At 48.4% G+C, this 19,193-nt stretch carries 19 protein-coding genes; 9 read left to right on the forward strand and 10 right to left on the reverse strand.

Translation table 11 applies throughout. The annotated features are described in order from the left end of the window. Positions 1-105: 105 nt before the first annotated feature. Positions 106-2,709 (reverse strand): TIGR03960 family B12-binding radical SAM protein, encoded by a 2,604-nt coding sequence (locus C7B65_RS02095; protein WP_106253889.1) that lies wholly within the window; start codon positions 2,707-2,709, stop codon positions 106-108. A 135-nt stretch (positions 2,710-2,844) separates the two neighbouring features. Continuing rightward, entirely contained in the window at positions 2,845-3,177 is a 333-nt protein-coding gene (locus tag C7B65_RS02100; protein ID WP_073069234.1) for an STAS domain-containing protein, read from the reverse strand. 313 nt (positions 3,178-3,490) lie between these two features. Here C7B65_RS02100 and C7B65_RS02105 point away from each other — a divergent pair, with 313 nt between their 5' ends. Beyond that, complete coding sequence (locus tag C7B65_RS02105; RefSeq protein WP_073069235.1) at positions 3,491-3,685, forward strand: hypothetical protein; 195 nt, start codon at positions 3,491-3,493, stop codon at positions 3,683-3,685. Here C7B65_RS02105 and C7B65_RS02110 read toward each other — a convergent pair. Continuing rightward, positions 3,668-4,123, reverse strand: coding sequence for a hypothetical protein (locus C7B65_RS02110; protein WP_073069236.1), 456 nt, complete (start codon positions 4,121-4,123; stop codon positions 3,668-3,670). The two genes, C7B65_RS02105 and C7B65_RS02110, sit on opposite strands and share 18 nt — an antisense overlap. 334 nt (positions 4,124-4,457) lie before the next feature. Between C7B65_RS02110 and clpS the strand changes: the two genes are divergently transcribed. Beyond that, positions 4,458-4,739: an ATP-dependent Clp protease adapter ClpS gene (gene clpS, locus C7B65_RS02115; protein WP_073069237.1), complete on the forward strand. Its 282-nt coding sequence runs from the start codon at positions 4,458-4,460 to the stop codon at positions 4,737-4,739. Between the two features lie 11 nt (positions 4,740-4,750). Continuing rightward, positions 4,751-5,569, forward strand: coding sequence for a CPBP family intramembrane glutamic endopeptidase (locus C7B65_RS02120; RefSeq protein WP_073069238.1), 819 nt, complete (start codon positions 4,751-4,753; stop codon positions 5,567-5,569). Here C7B65_RS02120 and C7B65_RS02125 read toward each other — a convergent pair. Genes C7B65_RS02125 through C7B65_RS02135 form a run of 3 tightly spaced genes read right to left on the reverse strand, consistent with a single transcriptional unit; the run spans position 5,550 to position 9,242 of the window. Beyond that, on the reverse strand, positions 5,550-6,203 hold the full coding sequence (locus C7B65_RS02125; protein WP_073069239.1) for a pentapeptide repeat-containing protein: 654 nt from the start codon (positions 6,201-6,203) through the stop codon (positions 5,550-5,552). The genes C7B65_RS02120 and C7B65_RS02125 overlap by 20 nt on opposite strands. 4 nt (positions 6,204-6,207) lie before the next feature. Further along, positions 6,208-7,662, reverse strand: coding sequence for a DICT sensory domain-containing protein (locus tag C7B65_RS02130; RefSeq protein ID WP_073069240.1), 1,455 nt, complete (start codon positions 7,660-7,662; stop codon positions 6,208-6,210). After that, on the reverse strand, positions 7,662-9,242 hold the full coding sequence (locus C7B65_RS02135) for a photosystem II high light acclimation radical SAM protein (RefSeq protein WP_073069241.1): 1,581 nt from the start codon (positions 9,240-9,242) through the stop codon (positions 7,662-7,664). The genes C7B65_RS02130 and C7B65_RS02135 overlap by 1 nt, the downstream gene beginning before the upstream one ends. 448 nt (positions 9,243-9,690) lie before the next feature. On the opposite strand from C7B65_RS02135, the gene C7B65_RS02140 reads away from it, so the two are divergent. Together C7B65_RS02140 and C7B65_RS02145 are read left to right on the forward strand one after the other, a co-directional pair. Beyond that, the gene (locus C7B65_RS02140; protein WP_073069242.1) at positions 9,691-10,071 is read left to right on the forward strand and encodes a DUF1830 domain-containing protein; all 381 of its coding nucleotides are present in this window, start codon (positions 9,691-9,693) and stop codon (positions 10,069-10,071) included. 194 nt (positions 10,072-10,265) lie between these two features. Next, positions 10,266-10,700: a DUF4079 domain-containing protein gene (locus tag C7B65_RS02145; RefSeq protein WP_073069243.1), complete on the forward strand. Its 435-nt coding sequence runs from the start codon at positions 10,266-10,268 to the stop codon at positions 10,698-10,700. On the opposite strand, the gene nadB is transcribed toward C7B65_RS02145, so the two are convergent. From nadB to C7B65_RS02165, 4 genes are all read right to left on the reverse strand, one after another. Then, on the reverse strand, positions 10,695-12,392 hold the full coding sequence (gene nadB / locus C7B65_RS02150; protein WP_073069244.1) for an L-aspartate oxidase: 1,698 nt from the start codon (positions 12,390-12,392) through the stop codon (positions 10,695-10,697). The genes C7B65_RS02145 and nadB overlap by 6 nt on opposite strands. 131 nt (positions 12,393-12,523) lie before the next feature. Then, positions 12,524-12,970, reverse strand: coding sequence for a photosystem II complex extrinsic protein PsbU (gene psbU / locus C7B65_RS02155; protein WP_073069245.1), 447 nt, complete (start codon positions 12,968-12,970; stop codon positions 12,524-12,526). 128 nt (positions 12,971-13,098) lie between these two features. Further along, positions 13,099-14,088: an adenylate/guanylate cyclase domain-containing protein gene (locus tag C7B65_RS02160; RefSeq protein ID WP_342352996.1), complete on the reverse strand. Its 990-nt coding sequence runs from the start codon at positions 14,086-14,088 to the stop codon at positions 13,099-13,101. Between the two features lie 177 nt (positions 14,089-14,265). Next, complete coding sequence (locus C7B65_RS02165) at positions 14,266-14,988, reverse strand: DUF3120 domain-containing protein (protein ID WP_073069247.1); 723 nt, start codon at positions 14,986-14,988, stop codon at positions 14,266-14,268. 283 nt (positions 14,989-15,271) lie between these two features. Between C7B65_RS02165 and C7B65_RS02170 the strand changes: the two genes are divergently transcribed. From C7B65_RS02170 to C7B65_RS02185, 4 genes are all read left to right on the forward strand, one after another. Further along, a complete protein-coding gene (locus C7B65_RS02170) occupies positions 15,272-16,201 on the forward strand; it encodes an undecaprenyl-diphosphate phosphatase (protein ID WP_083582623.1) in 930 nt (309 codons plus the stop codon). A 78-nt stretch (positions 16,202-16,279) separates the two neighbouring features. Beyond that, positions 16,280-17,614 (forward strand): TIGR03279 family radical SAM protein, encoded by a 1,335-nt coding sequence (locus C7B65_RS02175; protein WP_073069248.1) that lies wholly within the window; start codon positions 16,280-16,282, stop codon positions 17,612-17,614. Positions 17,615-17,690: 76 nt separating this feature from the next. Beyond that, positions 17,691-17,984 carry a DUF2470 domain-containing protein gene (locus C7B65_RS02180; protein WP_073069249.1) on the forward strand — a complete coding sequence of 98 codons (294 nt, stop codon included), beginning with the start codon at positions 17,691-17,693 and terminating at the stop codon, positions 17,982-17,984. A gap of 17 nt (positions 17,985-18,001) precedes the next feature. Next, complete coding sequence (locus C7B65_RS02185; protein ID WP_073069250.1) at positions 18,002-19,189, forward strand: glycosyltransferase family 4 protein; 1,188 nt, start codon at positions 18,002-18,004, stop codon at positions 19,187-19,189. Positions 19,190-19,193: the final 4 nt, after the last annotated feature.

The following is a 19,193-nucleotide window of genomic DNA, read 5'->3' on the forward strand; positions in this document are numbered from 1 at the left end:
CTCTGCTACTAAATTTGGAGAATTCGCTCAGATTTAGCTGAAATTTTCGAGAGTGAACAAAATTTCAGGCTGCGTCAAAGACCGTGACCTTACTGAGAAACTCGTTTAATCGCCCGACAAAATCAGGTGACTCCGGTGAGTTTGAAGCATCCGCAACTCTTGCTGTGAAGCTTGTTCTAGTAGATAGAGAACATGGTCAGAACGCAGCAGAGTTCCATCGTTGCGGCAACTTCCAATGTATCGAAAGACAGCTTGCAACTCGTTTACTTCGATCGCTGCCAGGTCAAAGAGCCGATCGCGCAGGTTAATCGATCGCACCTTTCCTGATTTTGTCGTTTGCTCAAACCAAATTTCTTCTTTTGCTTTGATGGTGTCAATCCACTCTTGCCACTGAGCCAAGGAAGCCGCTTTGGTAAAGTCAACCGTGATTTGATACTCAGCTTTCTCTAGGAGTTGAGTAGCAGCGGGGGCACTGACCTCAACAGATTCAACACTATAAATAGGAATTTCGGACGGCAGCTTAGCGGCAAGCTTCTCCCAAAAAACCTTGGGGTCGATCGTTTCGGTCAAGTCAAAGTCCACAATCTCGCCAGAACTGGTAGTTCCTAACGGCAGTGCGTTGGCAGAGACAATTCGAGGTGCAGGATGAAATCCGCCTGTAAATGTTACAGGAAGAGATGCACGACGCACGGCACGATCGAACAGTCTCATCAAATCTAAATGGCTGATTAACGCCATCTCGCCCACTTTGCCCAGCCGAACTCTCAGCCGTTGCGATCGCTGTTGGTTGGGTTGAAAGTGCCCCGCAAACTGAGGAATTGGCAACGGCGGAACGACCACGTTATGTCCAAAATCTACACCGCACACGCCACAATGAGAGCATCCTTCAAACGAGCAGTCGGGGACGATCGCGGCTTCTAGTGCCCGTTGCAAGTCATCTTTGAGCCACTGTTTGTCAATTCCTGTATCAATGTGATCCCACGGAAGTGCGTCATCCAGGGAGGAATGAGATTTTGATTGTCCTTCGTCGTCTTTACCCTGTTCAAAGACGTTCCATTCGCCGTTCTCAACTTTACGATATTTCCAGGTTAAGCCCGACTCATCGATCGCCCGCGTCCATGCAGAAAAGGCTTGATCGAGGCTTTCCCACCAGGCATCCATGCCTGCACCGAGTTCCCAAGCTCGGCGAACGACGGATGACAAGCGACGATCGCCACGACCGACAAAATCTTCCATTGCTGAGATGCGAACGTCAGTGAAATTAATTTTTACGCCGCGCAGACCCTGAAAGGCTGCTTTCAAAAGAGTTTGTTTACGCTTGAACTCAGTCGTAGAAACCGAGTGCCACTGAAAGGGAGTATGCGGTTTGGGTGTGAAGTTAGAAATCGTAACGTTGAAATCTAACCGTCTTCTGCCTTGCTTACTGCACTCTTGTCTCAACCAGCGCATCGTTTCGACAATTCCCAACACATCGACATCCGTTTCACCTGGCAAACCGATCATGAAGTAGAGCTTAATCTTGTCCCAACCTTGTTCGACCGCAGTTTTGACCCCTCGCAGCAGTTCCGCGTTAGTCAACCCTTTATTCACGATGTCTCGCATTCGTTGAGTGCCCGCTTCGGGGGCGAACGTAATGCCACCTTGACGAGTTCCGCCGATGATGTTGGCAATGTTTTCGTCGAAGCGATCGACCCGTTGACTGGGCAGTGTCAGGGTAATATTTTCGTCTTTTAGCCGATTCTTAATCTCCATGCCAACGGCAGGCAGCGCTAGATAATCTGAACAGCTTAGAGACAGCAGAGAGAATTCGTTATAGCCTGTCGCCCGCATTCCTTGCTCGATCGCGTCAATGACTTGTTCAGGTTCGACATCTCGTGCTGGGCGAGTCAGCATTCCAGGTTGGCAGAAGCGACAGCCCCGCGTGCAGCCGCGACGAATTTCGATAGTTAAGCGATCGTGAACCGTTTCGACATAGGGAACAAGCCCGATCGAATAAGCAGGCATCGGATCAGCCACTCGTCGCAAGATTCGGGCAGGGACATCCAGGCGATTCGGGTACACAGATCCATCTTCTGCCATGTCATAAAACTGAGGGACATAAACGCCCGGTATTTGTGCCAAATCTAAGAGCAGTTCTTCACGGCTCAACTTGGCTACTTTTCCTTCTTCTAAAATCAGCCCAATTTCGGGAAGCAGTTCTTCGCCATCTCCTAAAGCGATGAAATCGAAGAAGTCGGCGTAGGGTTCTGGGTTAGAGGTTGCGGTTTGTCCGCCTGCAAAAATTAAGGGATAGGACTGATTAGTCCGTTCGCGCCAAGTTAGAGGGATGCCTGCTAAATCCAACATTTCTAGAATGTTAGTGGCTCCTAACTCATAGCTGAGGCTAAAGCCAAGGATGTCAAACTCAGTCAGCGATCGCCGTGACTCAACTGCAAATAAAGGGGTTTGGGTCGTTTTGAGTTTAAGCGCCAGATCGGGTGCAGGCAGATAAGCCCGATCGCACAGTTGACGAGGCTGGGCATTTAGAATGCTGTAGAGAATAATGTGCCCCAGATTAGATGCTCCGACTTCATAAACCTCCGGGTAAGTCAATATCCACCGCACTGTGGTGTTTTCCCAAGGCTTATGAATGGCACCTAGCTCATTGCCCAAATATCGAGCAGGACGCAGGATATCAGGAGTCAGTAATGCTTCGACTGCAACTGCCACGGTTAAACCACCTTGCTTGAGGTCTGAAGAGATCGACACTTCAGTATACTGAAGTTTTAGCAAGGTATTGACCGCAGCGCGAACCGTGAAGTTGCTTTAGAAGCGGATGGAACAGCGTTGAGTCGATTTACATACTTAAGCTGTTGCCTCAAACGCTGCTGAGTTTTCAAAGATCTCAAATACGCGATCGAGCTGAGTTAACTCAAAAATAATGCGAATCGAGGCAGATACCGAACACACACTAAATCGCTTATTTTGCTTTTGAGCCAGACTTAGCGTAGAAACCAGCACCATCAGTCCAGCGCTATCTAAAGACTCAACATCACGCATATCTATGAGCAGATCAGAGTTGTGCGTTGACTCTACGGCGATCGCTAGCTGATTTTGAAGCGCCGACGCATTTGCTGCGTTGACAAATCCCTTGGGACAAATGACGATGGTTTGACGACGAATAAGTACGCTCTGCATTATCTTAATCCCTTGATTTCTAAACTAAAAAACTTGATGCCGATGCTCCGACGATAACCGCACATCGAGTGCATCGCATATATCAACTGCATTGTTTTGCGAAATCTTTATTAGATAAGCCCTATTGTTTAAACTTTTCAGTAAGCTTTTGAAGTTAATGTATAAATACGTACAAAACTACGGGCTTAGACTAACACTGAAACTTACCCAAAAACTTTGGTGACCTAAATCACCTCAGATCTATGGGTTGGATCACCTTAAAAGTGAAACGATCGATAGACAATTCTAAGGTATAGAGTCGTCACAACCTTATATGAAAACTAGTGAGAACATGCGTCAGTTGGTAGGGAAAGCGCTTTACTTCAAATGTTTGACTCCTGATATCGAGAACGAGATTAACTACGAACTAACGCGACAAGGACACATTTCTGACGTGGACTACGAAGCGCTTGAGCTGCTAATGGCTGAAATGGATGCGGGTCGGATTCGACTAGTGCCCAGCCCCTAGCTTGTCAGAAAACGCATCAGGATAAAATTGACAGAGTTGACGAATAAACTCACGAAGCTGGTGATGAGCGGTTATCGCTTGTGGAGTCGAGTCGGCAATCTCATCCAGGCTATAAAGAGACGACAGCACCGGAATGGCTTCGACATCCAAAGCTGGACGAAACAGAATTGCAGGCAATAACAAGTCTGCTCCCTGCCGCAAATCATGCCAGCAGGGTGAGTTTTTTGATCGATGCTCAAACGATTGAGAAGAGTTTGCCGTCTCTGATGAACCTATTACTAAAACTAGAGGACGTGCCCAGCATAAGCGGCGAGCTTCCACAATTTGCACCACTTCGGCATAGAGGCGGGTTGCATTAAGCTCAAGACAGACAATCTGTGAAGGTTGAAACTTAGAAACCCAAGCTTTCGACCCTTGATATTGTGAATCCAGATCCATAGGTTGCATTTAACTAGCAGTTGCACTGTATTGATCATAGATGGCTGATTATGCCAACGGCTACCGTTATAACGCTGTAGGTATTCTGAGAGCGGTTCCGTTTCGAGAAAGCACGCTCATCAGTTTCTCTAAGGGTGGCGAATTCCTGTGAAGAAGCGTTAACCTAGACAAGAGCCATTCATAAAAACTTTTTTCTTTCAACAGCCTGTGAGCTAAGCCTGAAGAACATTGGGAAACCAATCAATTTACAGCGTTGTCAGGGCTGAAAAAGGTGATTATCGTAATGTGCTGGTCTTTTAATTAGTTGTTGATAGTTTACGGAGAGGATAGAACTGTGTCTGTTGAAACTATTGAGAAGCGTTCAACATCACGAAAACTTGCGCCTCGCTATAAGGTTTTACTCCATAACGATGATTACAATTCGATGGAGCATGTGGTGCAGGTTCTCACAAAAACAGTGCCCAATTTAACCCAGCCCCAGGCGGTGAACATCATGATGGAGGCTCACACAAATGGGCTTGCGTTGGTGATTACGTGTGAACAAGAGCATGCAGAGTTTTACAGCGAGACGCTCAAAGCGAACGGGCTACAGAGTACGATCGAACCCGACGAGTAGCAAACAATAAATTGAAATCTAGGATTGAACGCCTGTCTACCTACCCCGCTCCTTTTCGGATCGGGGTGTTTGTGCTGATGCTCTTGCTGATATGGGCACCTTTCGTTGGGCTAACAAACTGGCTAGTTCACGATTCAAACACGGCTTCGATCGTAACGATACTTCTGCTCTACGCAGAATTTATCTTCTTAGTGCGGTTGTGGGGACGTTATGTTTATCATCAGCCAGACTTACTCAAACGATATGGTCTGGTAAAAACTCGCAGGAACGGCATTAATTTTCTGACGGGTTTAGCGATCGGGCTAATCAGCCTTCTGTTAATGTTTGCCGTTCAAGGCGTTTTGGGGTGGGTCACTTGGTTATCTCCTCAGCCGTTTCTGCCTCGCATCATCTTAGAAGGTTCCCTAACAGGGCTAGGAATTGGTTTCGCTGAAGAGCTTTTGTTTAGAGGCTGGCTGCTAGATGAGTTGCAGAGAGATTACAGTCTGCAAAGAGCGATGTGGATTAACGCGATCGTGTTTGCTTTGCTGCACGCGCCCAGATCTATCGCCCAAGTTCCTGCGCTCATCCTTCTGGGTTTAGCGTTGGTGTTGGCAAAACGCGCTAGTGGAGGCAGATTAGGACTCTCGATCGGGCTACACGGCGGGTTAGTTTGGGGTTACTACATGGTCAACGTGGGGCAACTGACCAAATATTCAAATCAAGTGCCCGACTGGTTGACGGGAATAGGTGGAAACCCGTTGGCAAGCTTGACGGGAATGGTGGCACTGGGCGCGATCGCATTAGGAATGAAGATTGCATCGTCTCGCCCTACAGATCCGAAGACTTAGCTGGCTCATCCAGGTGAGTTCCGATGAGACACGCCCCAGCAAGATTTACTCCGTCTAGGTTGGCGTTTTGTAGATCTGCACACAACAGATTTGCGCCTGCTAAATTTGCGCCTGCTAAATTTGCGCCTTGCAGATCAGCTTCTTCTAGGTTGGCTTCTGATAAAAGTGCGCCTTGCAGATCTGCCTGACTCAAATTGGCACCGTGCAGATTTGCGCCGCTCAAGTTGGCACCCCGCAAATCTGCTCCCCGCATATCAACCCCTTGAAAGCTGACACCCATTAAGTTGGCACCACTGAGAAAAGCCCCTGTGAGGGCAGCACGAGTGAGCTGCGCGCGCATCAGGTTGGCACCTCTTAGATTGCTTCCGCGCAAATCTGCTTCGGTCAAGTCAGCTTGCATCAGATTGGCACCTGTCAAATTAGCTCGAAGGTCAGCCCCGACTAATTGGCTACCGATCAAGTTGGCTCCGTCTAAAGAGGCTCCAGAGAGTTTAGCGCCTGTCAGATCAGCCCCTGCGAGTCTAGCTCCAGCTAAATTGACACCCCTCAAGTCCGCATGGGAAAGATCTTCATCTTGTAGGTCGGCACCTGCTGAACATTTGTTTTTACTCGATCGAACCGCTTGAAGATCCATAACGCTAAACCTGCTTTGTGACCAAATTAGTAACCTGCTGAGATGACTCAATTAGGTTCAGAATATCTTCATCTGAGTGAGAATCTAAGAGCCACATCCCCGCCGCAATCTTGGGAAGATTGATCGACAGGCTCAACCCTTGTTGCATCCCAGCCGCTAATAGGGCGAGTGCATCGACGAGTTTAGGATCGAAGCGATCGCCCTGTTCAGCTTGACACGCCTCTAAAGCTTTCATGAAATACCCTTCAGAATCGGGTTGGGCATCCGCATTTCGCAAGTCGGCTAGATGTTGCTGAAACTCGACGACTAGTCCCAAAATTCGGGACTCTAGAGGAATATCGTCTCCTGCGAGTCCGGCAGGCTGACCGCGCCCATCCCAGCGTTCAGACTGGTGAGTGATGATGGTCGCGATCGCTTTAAGTCGCTGCATCGTGCGAAGAATTTGCGCGCCTGGCACGATCGGGCAACTAGGCGGTGCGTCAGTCTCATCTTCTGAATAACGAGCAAAGCTGCTGCCACTGAGAACGCTGTCCGATCGCTGCAAAAAAGCGAGTCGGTGCAACAAGCTGGCAAGACGGAGGCGATTTAACTGCCAGCTAGGAAGATCGAGCAACTGAGCCATCGCTTCCGACAAGGTAGCAACTTCGGCTGCTGCCATGGGGTTGCTGATATCCGTTTGATCAATGAGTTGTGCCAACCGTAAGAACGCCTGTAATTCATTAGAAACCAGATTGTTGTCTAGCGCTTCGTGACGGTGTGAGGCAAACCTGTATTCTGGCTGCTGACTGAGATGTGCCTGACCTGTTTGCAGGTATTCCATCACTCGCGAGACGGCTGTATAAACGTCATCGCGATCGGCTGTCTCAGCTTCAGTCGCGATGTCTTCGACTCTCGCCATCAGTTGCTTTTGCAATTCGGGATTGTAGCGCCCAATGTGAGCGATCGCGATCTCCACCGTTTCTCGAACTAAGCCTGATTCAAACGTCCAAAAACCATAGAACTTACGCTCTAAATCTTCCGTAGGAACTCCGTTTGCCCCATAATCAGCAACCGATAGTTCCTGACACAGCACCATTGCCGTATAAGTCGGAGCCAAAATCATTAGGTGCCATTCTTGAGCAACTGGGTCGGTTGGCTCAAGTTCGACGAGAGAAACGTTCGATCGCTGACTCGTCGGATGCTCGGCAAAACCCGCATCGTGAGCTGCCATCAGCACAATTTGTCTAGAGTGTTCTGCTAGATCTGAGTAGCGATCGGCTTCTGCCAAATACCATTTGCCTCTTTGAAAAGCAGTCACGACGAGAGGAGAACTGCTGCAAGTGAGAATGCAGTCTTCTAGCGCATGGCACAGAGAAACTAGCGTATTTTTGTAGTAAACACCGAAATTGAGAGGGCGTTTCCCAGCGTCTCCGCTTTCATGAGAAACTCCCAACTCATGCAGAATTGAACCTTCTAACATTACTTTCCTACTCCAACACCTGCTAACGCTTGCTGTTTAGGTTCGATCGGAGCAGAGAGCGCTTCTTCTAACTCTGCCCGTCCCAGTCTCGCTTCTAAAATATTCATCACTTCGCGCCCAAAATCGTTGGGGTTTCGCTGCCACGCTTGAAGACAGACTTCGCCGAAGAAAGAACCAAGGGGTTCAGGATTCCAAAACAGCTTGCGGATCGACCAGGGCGTGATGTTCATCGGATCATATCCTGGTTTAAGAATGTTGTTTTTGAAGGCATACTCTTCTAAGTGAGTGTGGGGTTGCAGGCCGATAAAGAAGATAGCAGGCTCTACCTTGTCTGCACCAAAAATTTTCTCTAACTCTCGGTGATAAGCGATCGTTTGACGAATCGTATCGGGACGCTCATCGATTACATTAAACGAATAGTTGACTGAAACCAAAGCATTGAATCCAGCGGCTTTCAGGTCGCGGCAATTCTCTAAGACGGTTCTCAGGTTGTATCCCATCCGCATTTTGCGAACTAACTCTTGTGATCCGCTTGTGATGCCGATCTCAAAGTAGTTCATTCCTGTTTTTACCATCAAATCGCACAATTCGGGAGTCAGATTATCTGCCCGAATGTAGGCTGCCCAATGAATATCTTTCATGCCCGCGTCAAGCACTTTTTGAAGTAGCTCAATCACGTCATCCATATATTTACGAGCCGGGATGAGTTGAGCATCAGTGAACCAAAAATTACGGATGCCGCGATCGTAGAGTTGCCGCATCTCAGCCACGACTTCATGAGCCGGGTTAATTCTCACCTGTTTCCCTTCAATCACCGTATAGATGCAGTAGCAGCAGTTATGGGGACAGCCTCGCTTGGTTTGAACACCCACATAAAAATCTTGAGCTTGAAAATAGTATTCAAACTCACGCCAGATAGTCTGAATGTAATCGTAGTTGCAGGCAGTCTTTTCAATGTTGGCTGGAATTTCGTGAACTAAGCGATCGCGAGGCTTGGTTTCACCCACGACATAGCATCGCTCGTCTTCAAAGTTTTGACCTCGAAGCATTTTCTCTAACAGCGATTCGCCTTCGCCCACTGAGATAATCGAACCTTTTGGCAAGCTCTTGCCGATCTGCTCATAAAACACGCTGACGGCACCGCCGCCCACGACAACACGAGCAGCCGGATTGTATTGTTTAGCTCGACTGACTCCTCGTTTGATCAAACCAATATTCCGCCAAAGCTCACCATAATAGCCGGAAGCGATTCGCAGTAGACCCACCGCGCCCCTTGCCTTGACTAGGGGATTTAAGGAGTAAAAGAACTCAAACGTATGCTGTAGAGGATTTCCACCTCGCCCATCGACGGGAGCATAAATTTGAATGTCTCGCCACGAGAACACCAGCAATGTTGGCTTAAATTCGTCAACACAGTCATCTAAAGCCGCATTGAAATCGAGCGGGGGAACCGTGCCCAAGTCTAAAATCTTCTGCTCGACCTCAGGAAACTGCTTGTGAACGTGATCGGCAAGATAAACCACACCGATCGGAAAGATGGGGTTACAGGGAAGGCGAACGTAGAGAATCCGATTTTCCATTGCAGTGAGTCTATTCAAAAGTGGAGTTTGAGACGATCGGGGCGATTTAGATACAGTCAATATGAGAGGAGTATGATCCCAACCTTTCAACTTCTAATTTAAGAATATCGATAATGTCTCCTCTGTCCAAAATCAGGACTTTAGCCCAAATATGTGAGAAGATTCTGAAAACTATTTTCATATAACTTTACGATACCACTGACATCAGACTTCTGCATGGTCTAGGCTGCAAGTTCCGACGACTTTAGACGAGCCAAGTAGCAGGCTGATCTCAATTCGGTTTCCATCCGAGTAAACACTGAGAGAGGATTCTTAACATTCCTCTAGTTTAAGAAAGAATTCGCCATGAGACAGGCAGTTGGTAATCGGGTTTACAGTTGCCAGGGATCGCAGGTGTTAGGGTTCAAGTTAATAACCATCTTTAAGGTTGGAGTACCTCAATAGACTTATGGCTCAAGTCTTCGATCCCATTCCATCTGATAACTGCGATCGCCTGCTTTGCTGCTATGTCAACGTAACCAGTCAGATTCAGATTGCTCGAATTAGCAATATCCCTAACTGGTACTTTGAGCGTGTGGTCTTTCCGGGGCAGCGCTTGCTTTTCGAGACATGCTCTGATGCCCATCTAGAGATTCATACAGGCATGATGGCAAGTGCGATTCTATCCGATACGATCGCCTGTTCTAGTCTTCGTGTTCCAGAAGAGCCTGAAATAATAACACCCGTTCAGGAACAAGAGTTAGAGCGAAGAAACGAAGGAATAGCCCCTGGGAACGAGTCTCAAGTGATAGAGACGCGATCAGCCGCAGTCTTGACTTCTGTAGATTGATGTCTCGGTTCCAAGCTAAGATCCACTCACGAGCTTAGAGAACTCTTTAAGAAAAGACTTTTAGGTTTCTGAACTGATACGACTATACCGATCTCTCTAACCTTGAGAGTGGCGTAAAAGAAATCATGCGGTGGCTTGCTCAGTCGCCGCATTTTTTGAGGAAGATAGAGAGGTAATGTGAGAGACTAAAAACTTTGGATTTGCCCTCTTTTATCTGGTTGTGGAAAATTGCTGCGTGGTCAATGGGGTTTGCGATCGCTACCTATTTGCTGCAAACCGTGACCGGGATCGGAATGTTTGCCGGACGAACTCAAGCCGGGTCACGTCCCGATTGGCTGCGTCCTCTACACTTTTGGAGTGGTGTCGTCATGGCGCTGCTGGTGCTGCTGCTTTTAGCGATCGGCATTGTGGGCACTTTAGGACACTACGGCAGCCTGGCGCATTCAGCTCACTTACCTATAGGAATTGGGGTGGTGGAATTAGTCATGCTCTCAGCTTGGAGTGCAGTGCAGATCAGTCCCGATCGCCCTTGGGCGCGTCCTCTACACATTGCTGTAAACGTCTTGTTATGTGTCGCATTTGTACTCGTTTCGCTAACGGGCTGGAGCGTCGTTCAAAAATATCTATAGGTCATTTTTAACCCTGACAGGTGTTGTGTCCCAGCGATCTCCCCGTACTTGGGTGTGAACTTGCCAATTGGATGCGGATTGAGGGTAGTCTGATCGATAATGCCCGCCTCGGCTTTCGGTTCTAAATAGGGCACTTTTGAGAATCAGATCAGCCACGTCTAGCAAGTTATGCAGTTCTCCCCATGCTTTGAGATAAGGATCTGCATCAGCCGCAAATTGAATGGTTTGGAGAGGCTTGAGCGTGAAGAGAGATTGACTGAGCGAGAGTTGGGCAAATTCTCGTTGCCAGACTTTGACCTGAGCGATCGCATTCTCTAAGGTCATTTGCTCCCGACAAATTCCTGCACTCTGCCAGATCAGTTTGGGTAGCTCTGTGCGGAGTGCCTGGATTTTGTCTAACTCGGAGCGTTCCAGCTTGTGAAAGTCAGTCAGATTGGTAAATTCTTCATCTATTTTCTGAGCGTCATCAATGGATAGATGGGTCAGTTGCGCCCCAAAAACCAAGCATTCTAATAAAGAATTGCTGGCAAGTCGATTTGCACCGTGAACCCCCGTACTAGCCGTTTCACCCACTGCATACAATCCCGAAATATCCGTCTGATTGATCAGATCTGCCTCGATGCCCCCCATCCAATAATGAGCAGCCGGGGCAACCGGGATCGGTTCTTGAAAAACATCGATTCCCCAGTGCTGACAGACCTGAATGATGTTAGGAAATCGATGACGAATAGTTTCCGCAGGAATGGGGCGCAAATCTAGCCAAACGTTTGCGCTTGCCGCATCTGCCTCTGTTTTCTGTAAATGATTAAAGATCGCCCGACTGACCACATCTCTCGGTGCAAGTTCTCCGGCGGGGTGATAGTCAAAAGCAAAACGGTGCCCGTGCCGATCGACCAAATGTGCGCCCTCTCCCCGCACCGCTTCGCTAATCAAAAAGCGCGGCGCACCTGCTTTAGTTAGCGCAGTCGGGTGAAACTGCACAAATTCTAAATCGCGCAATGTGGCTCCGGCTCGATGGGCGATCGCCACTCCATCCCCCGTGCTAACTGCTGGATTGGTCGTCTGAGCAAGAACCTGCCCACCGCCGCCTGTTGCCAAGACAACCGCTCCCGCCCGAATCCACTCAACCCGTCCCTGATTAATCAGGCTTATCCCCTGACAACGCTGGTGCGGCGCGTCTAGCCACAAATTCAGCACAAAGGCTTGGGAGACGATCTGAATGTTTTTCCGGCTGAGAACCTGTTCTATTAAAGTAGTGACAACAGCGCGACCTGTCGTATCAGCCGCATGAAGCACGCGACGACGTGAGTGAGCCGCTTCTAGAGTCAGGGCAAGATTAGAACCCTGGTGATCGAAGGCAACCCCCATATCAACTAAATTGTGAATGCACGTCGCCGCATTCTCGACCAAAAACTTTACTGCATCATAGTCACACAATCCGGCTCCAGCTTTGAGGGTGTCTTCGAGATGCAGTGTTGTCGAGTCGTGAGGGTCAACCACAGCAGCAATTCCCCCTTGTGCCCAATCGCTGGCCGATCGAGACAGCGCATCTTTGGTGATCAGCCCAACCTGAAGATGAGGAGGCAGACAAAGCGCTGTATAGAGTCCTGCGGCACCCGCACCTACCACAACCACATCAAACCGAGCAGGGACATCGCGGCGTTCAGACACGTCTAAGCTGAAATCTGACATAGATTAAGTTAACGATAAAAAATGCTCCCTGCAATTAGGTTAAACCAGAGAAAAGATCTTAGGTAAACCTAGAGGCAGAGAGCGATCAATCACAAATGCAGGTCGAACAGAGTTTTTTGAAGTGGCTGACTTTAGCGATAGATGCCGTTGTTGATGCGATCGTCGCCTTCGGTCAGTTCTTTAGAGACTTCGCTAGTGACAAAGTTTTTGAGGTTTGACTGAAGCGTCTCTTTCTGTTGCTCCGTTAAACCAGGAATGTCTAAAACATCTTCAACCTTTTCATAAGGAGAATTTCTAAAGATGATGCTTGCCAAGGTTGGGTACATTCCCGGAAACTGCCGGAAAGCACGCAAGTTGGTGTTATTCAAGTCAATCTTTTTACCAAATTCTGTTGCCATCTTATCTTCTACGGCATTCCGAAGCGGTTCAGTCGGCTCCGCTGCCAACAAAACAGACGGGCGAAAAGCAGAACCGAGATCGTTCAAGTTAGTGGCTAAGGCAGTTTGAGACGACCCTAACCAACCTAAACAGCTAATGATCAAACTCAAGGTGGCGACAAAGCGAACTAAACGTTTCATGATGAATTTCCCTCCCCTTCGTATCGGGCAGACTCTCTACACAGCTTTTATTAGAGCCTATCATCTCAGTGATACAAACTTCTCATTAACTTGAAGAGTTAGCAGGAGTCAGATCAAAACCCTAAACCTCATCCACTGCTGCCGACTTTTGTTTGCAAGAAGGCATCGAGATCTCCAAACGAGCAAGCATGGGTCAGAGTAGGCACCTCGTAGCCTTTGAGATGGACAGTGTATTGCTCAAAAAAGTTAGCGTCGTCCACCAGAGTAGACAGATGATGATGAGTCGTTTCACCGATCGCAATGTCTAAACCGATTTGCTTAGTGGCAGACTCTAGCCTAAACGCGGCGTTCACGGTGTCACCCAGGGCGGTATAGTCGGGTCGATCGCCGCTGCCCGTGTTGCCCACCATTGCATAACCTGTGTTGATCCCAGCTCCAATTTTGAGCGGAAACGGTAGCGGATACTGATTATAGAGACTGCTGGTCATGGTGTGAAGCGCGTTGACAGCCTGGAAAATTCGCAGCATTTCGTCGCGATTCACCCCTTGTGCGCCATGAGTCCAAACTGACATAACTGCATCGCCGATGTATTTATCGACCCAGCTTCCATACTCACGAATAATGTCCCCGGCGCATCGAAACCAGGTGCCAATCACTTCTGAAAGTATCTTTTCGTCTAACTGCCGCGTCAACCCTGTAAAGTCTCGAATATCGACGACCAGAACCGAGATTAACCGACGAATATGAAGGGTTGCAGTGGCCGTAAATTCTTTAGAATCCATTCCGATCGCACCCTCGATCTGCTGATGAACGGGGCAATAGAACTCAATCTCGGTTTGCCCAAACGTTAAGCGATCGCCATTTTGCAACGTGACCGGAATGCTGACGCGCCGACCATTGATAAAGGAGCCGTTGCGACTGCCCAAATCGATCAGGTAAAATTCGCCGTTCTCCATCGACTGCAACATCGCATGGTTGCGCGAGATCCAACGATCGGACAGAACGACATTGTTATCTTCACTGCGTCCGACCGTCCAACAACTACCGCCAATTAAGGGGAATCGACGACTTCCTGAATCTGTTCTTAATACGAGATGTGGAGTGGGTTGCAAAGTCACCACAGGTTGAGAAGCGAATAAATCCTTTCCTATGATGCCCTATGACACGCTTAAAAAGTGCCAGCGTTAACGATTGGAAGCGGATAACTTAAGCATCTTTAAGCAACCGATGGTCAAATTCTCAGCAGCAAGAAATTATTTCCCAAGCATTTTAGTCGATCTGAACTTAACCGATTTTCACGCAAGTGACGCGGCAAGCCAAAACAGACTATCTACCAAGATTGTACTCAGAACTGCTCCGCTAAACGCTAACCAGTGCAATTTTTGAGACCGAAAAGAAACAATGCCAACACTGAGTAGCAAAATTGCTAAGACGGCTACCCAAGAAAGCCCCCAAGGTGTCTGCACTTGAGCAACTGCTTGATGAAGGATCGCCTGAGCCATATCGGGTTCGACAACCATGACTTGCCGCCAGTAGGGGATCAGGTCAACCAAATAAAAATATACATCAGTGACGACAGTCCCGAAGAGTGATCCTAGATAAAAGCAGTTACCAATCTTGCACCAACCGCGAGTCAACCCCCATAGGGCGATCGGGAGCGCGATCGCTTCGATCGGCAAATGCAAGGTTGGCTCCCAGCGCAGCCATCCCCAATAAAGCGATCCTGCTAGCCACGTCCAGGTAAAACCTGTGAGTAGCTCTCCCAAAATTTGAGTTTTAAGCTTGGATGAGAAAATAATGCTTAACCCTACCCAGCCTGCGGTTGCCAATAAACTCAGCCAGGGAAACAGTCGGACTAGAGGGGCTTCAAAAAATACGGGCACCGAGACTAGAAAGATCGCGCCGCCAAACACTAACCAGCGTTGAGCAGCAGAAGCCGTTTGAAATGATGTAGCAGTCGCTACTTTAATGGTTGAAGCAGGGCGAACGGCGTTGGGAGTCGGCGGATAGGAAATCAAAGTGTTTTAATGATTAGATTAATTAACTTTATTTACGTTACTTAACATTACCACAGGAAAACTGAGAGTTTAGAGGCATTTCGGCGAAATCAATCTTAAGAAATATCCCCCCCCTGGGCATTCACTTTATCGTAACGGAATTTTTGGATCTGTGATGATGTCGATCGCAGAGATGTCACCAGATCTGAACCGCGAAGTCATATGTTTCGGATACACTATTTCTCGCTGCGAAGACAGTCGTAGAATCTCACCGATCGCCACTCAACATCAAAGGAATGAACGCATGGAAGGTTTTCAATTTAGCCCCGATTGGTTAATCGCTGCTTCGGGAGAGAGCATTTGGCATTCTGGGCAAGCTTTGTTGGGCATCCCAGACCCGACTGTCTCAAATAGTGGCAACCTGCTAGTCGGAATCTTTCAAGCGATCGTGCTCGGTATCGTTCAAGGCATTACCGAATTTCTGCCCATTAGCAGCACAGCCCACCTACTGATTTTTCGAGATGTGTTTCACTGGTCGCAGCAGAAATATTTTATTGACGCGATTCAGTTTGGCAGTGTGATTGCCGTCGTGATGTATTTCTGGAAGGACATTCAGCAAATTTTAATCGGCGGTTTGTCGGCATTTCAGCACAAAGACTGGGAGCGGGAAGAGTGGAAGCTTTTAGTGGGCATCGCCGTAGGCACGATCCCGGCGCTAGTCGGAGGCTTGCTGCTTAAAGATGTGCTGCCAGAAAGTCCGTTTGTGATTGCGGTGATGTCGATCGTCATGGCGCTCTTGCTGGGATTGGCAGAAAAAATTGGCACCCGCAAACGAGGGTTCGACGCTTTAGAGATTAAAGACGGCATTCTCGTGGGTTTAGGGCAAATGATCGCGCTATTTCCGGGGGCATCGCGATCGGGTTCGACGCTAACAGCCGCTTTATTTTTAGGGTTAGAGCGACAGACGGCGGCTAGATTCTCTTTCTTGTTGGGCATTCCGACTTTGACGATCGCGACACTCTATCAATCTAGAAAAGCGTTCGGCAATGTGGATGATCTCATTCCTCTGCTAGTGGGGATTGTGTCGGCGTTTATCTTTTCTTATTTGTCGATCGCCTGGTTATTGAAATATTTACAAACTAGGAACACCTTGATCTTCGTGTGGTATCGGCTGGCGTTTGGGTTGGCGCTGTTAGTGGCGATCGCGAATAGTGTGTTCAAAGATGTTCCATAAAGGTTGCGTTGACCAATGGGATTGAAGTCGTTGGTAGACTGAAGATCTGATAATTAAAGATCTAAAGTTTCCCTGATCATGAGCGAGTCTTCTATTCGTCCAGCATTAATCACGGCGGTCTTGCCGGACTCGATCGCCGCAGAAATTGGATTTGAACCGGGCGATCGCTTAGTCTCGATTAACGGGCAGCCGCCGCGTGATCTGATCGACTATCAGTTTCTGTGTGCCGATGAAGAGCTAGATCTGCAAGTGTTAGACACCAAAGGCAAAACTCATCAGGTTGAAATTGAGAAAGACTACGACGAAGATCTAGGGCTAGAGTTTGAAACCGCTCTATTTGATGGACTAATTCAATGCACTAATCGCTGTCCGTTTTGTTTTATCGACCAGCAGCCGCCCGGAATGCGGGAAACGCTCTATGACAAAGACGATGATTATCGCCTCAGTTTTCTCTATGGCAGCTATCTAACTCTCACTAATCTGCCTCCGAGAGAATGGCAGCGCATTGAGCAAATGCGGCTCTCTCCCCTGTTCGTTTCAATTCATGCGACCGAGCCAGAGGTAAGAAGCCGCCTGCTCAAAAATCCGCGTGCGGGACAAATCTTGCAGCAGTTGCAGTGGTTTCAAGAACGCCATTTGCAAATTCATGCTCAAGTGGTGCTTTGCCCTGGCATCAATGATGGTGAACATCTGACGCGCACTCTTTTAGAGTTAGCAGAGTTTCATCAGCACGAAATTCCGGCGGTTGCTTCGGTCGCGATCGTGCCAGTAGGTTTGACGCGCTTTCGCCCAGATGAAGATGAGTTAATTTCGGTGACTCGTGAAAAGGCGCAAGAAGTGATTGCTCAGGTTCAACGCCTTCAGCAGCAGTTTCAGCAGCAGTTTGGCTCGACGTTTGCTTGGTTAGCCGATGAATGGTTTTTAATTGCAGGACAAGAATTGCCGCCTGAGTCGCACTATGAAGATTATCCGCAAATTGGCAATGGCGTTGGCTCGATTCGTCAGTTTCTCAAACAGTTTAAGACGGCATCAAAGCGATTGCCTAAACGAGTCGTGCCCGATCGTACTTTCATTTGGGTGGTCGGCAACGCCGTCGAATTAGCTTTTCAGCCTATTTTGCAGCGTCTCAATCAAATAGGAGGACTCACCGTGCGAATGGTGGCACTCAATAGTCAATATTGGGGACAAACCATCACTGTAACGGGGCTTCTGACGGGACAAGATATTCTGCAAGCGCTGCAAGGGCAAGATTTAGGCGACGGAATTCTGTTGCCTTCTCTGATGCTCAAGCACGACGATACGCGGTTTTTAGACGATATGCGAGTCGAGGAGCTTGCCGATCGTCTCAAGACAAAAATTCAGATTGTGCAAGGGCTTGAGGGCTTGATTGAAGCTTGCCAAAATCCCGAATAGATGCGAGAGGACACGACGTGTCGTGCCCCTACCTGGGCTTGCTATGATTTCTGACAGTGGATTAGAGAAATGAATCATGTCAGAAACCAGTAGTGAAGTATTTTCTAAAGCAGTCAGCGATCGCATCTGCAAACACATGAATGATGACCACCCCGAAGCCATCTTGCTTTACGCGACCGCTTATGGACATGTAAGTGAAGCAACTACCGCAGAAATGGCAGCGATCGACGCTCAAGGAATGGATCTCAATGCCCAAATCAACGGAGAACCCGTATCATTGCGGATTCCGTTTGACCACGAGCTAAAAGATGCTGAAGACGCGCATCACACATTAATCGATATGTTGAAGCAAGCGCGAGTTAAGCAATAAGGAGTGAGGGATGAGGAATGACTGGCAAGCTAAGGAATTGGATTCTACAGTGCAATCAACTGAGCGATCGTCAATCTGACTCATTCCTCATCTCGCAGTCTCTCAAGAAGCCCGTTTTTGTTTTTCTAGAAATCTTCTCTTGCGAAGGCGGGATTCAGTCTTATGTCAAAGATATTCTGCAAGCCTACTCAGATTTAGGAGGCGAGGCAGATGTTTTTTTACTCAGAGACAGCGCGACGGTAGACAATCCGTTTGAGTCGGGTGCGATCGCGTTTCACTATCTCAAAACTCAGAACGCTGCGATCGGACGAATTCGTCTCGCCATCACGCTACTGATCTACCTGCTCAAAAATCGACCCCAGCGCGTCTTTTGTGGGCACATCAATTTGGCACCGTTGATTCAAACGCTTTGCAGCCCGTTGAGAATTCCCTACACAGTTCTGACATACGGTAAAGAAGTTTGGGAGGCTCTTCCGACTGCTCAACAAACCGCTCTCCAACACGCCGATCGGGTTTGGACAATCAGCCACTATTCTGGCGATCGTGCCTGTCTTGCCAATCATCTCGATCGCGATCGACTAGACTTTCTGCCTTGTGCAGTTGATGGTGACGCTTTTACCCCCGGTGTCAAATCCTCAGATTTAATAGACCGCTATCAGTTAGCGGGGTCAAAAGTTTTGATGACGGTTGCAAGACTGTGGTCGGGCGACCCCTACAAAGGCGTGGATGTGACCATTCGGGCACTCGCTGAGATTGGGCGCAGTTTCCCTCAAGTCAAATATTTGGTGATCGGACGAGGAGACGATCAGCCGCGATTAGCAAGACTTGCAGAAGAGTTGGGAGTCAGCGATCGTGTCATTTTTGCTGGGTTTGTCTCAACTCAAGATTTGGCTGACCATTATCGCCTCGCCGATGCCTACGTCATGCCCTCTCAAGAAGGCTTCGGGATTGTCTACCTAGAAGCGATGGCGTGTGGAGTGCCAGTGCTTTCAGGCGATGCAGATGGCTCGGCTGACCCACTGCAAGATGGCGAACTCGGCTGGCGTGTTCCTCATCGCGATCCGGTTGCGGTTGCGGCGGCTTGCATTGAAATTCTCAACAGTGATGACCCACGATCGAACGGAGTTTGGCTCAGACAGAGAATTATAGAACTTTTTGGCAAGCCTGCTTTTGCCCAAAGATTAAAAGCGTTGTTAGAACTTTAGCCGT

The organism is Phormidesmis priestleyi ULC007 (assembly GCF_003003695.1).
GTDB classification, from domain to species: domain Bacteria; phylum Cyanobacteriota; class Cyanobacteriia; order Leptolyngbyales; family Leptolyngbyaceae; genus Phormidesmis_A; species Phormidesmis_A priestleyi_A.

Bases quoted from the DNA above. Each gene is read 5' to 3' on its own strand.
- C7B65_RS02100 (WP_073069234.1), bottom strand. From the start codon at position 3,177: ATGCAGAGCGTACTTATTCGTCGTCAAACCATCGTCATTTGTCCCAAG.
- C7B65_RS02105 (WP_073069235.1), top strand. From the start codon at position 3,491: ATGAAAACTAGTGAGAACATGCGTCAGTTGGTAGGGAAAGCGCTTTAC.
- C7B65_RS02110 (WP_073069236.1), bottom strand. From the start codon at position 4,123: ATGGATCTGGATTCACAATATCAAGGGTCGAAAGCTTGGGTTTCTAAG.
- C7B65_RS02125 (WP_073069239.1), bottom strand. From the start codon at position 6,203: ATGGATCTTCAAGCGGTTCGATCGAGTAAAAACAAATGTTCAGCAGGT.
- C7B65_RS02130 (WP_073069240.1), bottom strand. From the start codon at position 7,662: ATGTTAGAAGGTTCAATTCTGCATGAGTTGGGAGTTTCTCATGAAAGC.
- C7B65_RS02135 (WP_073069241.1), bottom strand. From the start codon at position 9,242: ATGGAAAATCGGATTCTCTACGTTCGCCTTCCCTGTAACCCCATCTTT.
- C7B65_RS02140 (WP_073069242.1), top strand. From the start codon at position 9,691: ATGGCTCAAGTCTTCGATCCCATTCCATCTGATAACTGCGATCGCCTG.
- nadB (WP_073069244.1), bottom strand. From the start codon at position 12,392: ATGTCAGATTTCAGCTTAGACGTGTCTGAACGCCGCGATGTCCCTGCT.
- psbU (WP_073069245.1), bottom strand. From the start codon at position 12,970: ATGAAACGTTTAGTTCGCTTTGTCGCCACCTTGAGTTTGATCATTAGC.
- C7B65_RS02170 (WP_083582623.1), top strand. From the start codon at position 15,272: ATGGAAGGTTTTCAATTTAGCCCCGATTGGTTAATCGCTGCTTCGGGA.
- C7B65_RS02175 (WP_073069248.1), top strand. From the start codon at position 16,280: ATGAGCGAGTCTTCTATTCGTCCAGCATTAATCACGGCGGTCTTGCCG.
- C7B65_RS02180 (WP_073069249.1), top strand. From the start codon at position 17,691: ATGTCAGAAACCAGTAGTGAAGTATTTTCTAAAGCAGTCAGCGATCGC.
- C7B65_RS02185 (WP_073069250.1), top strand. From the start codon at position 18,002: ATGACTGGCAAGCTAAGGAATTGGATTCTACAGTGCAATCAACTGAGC.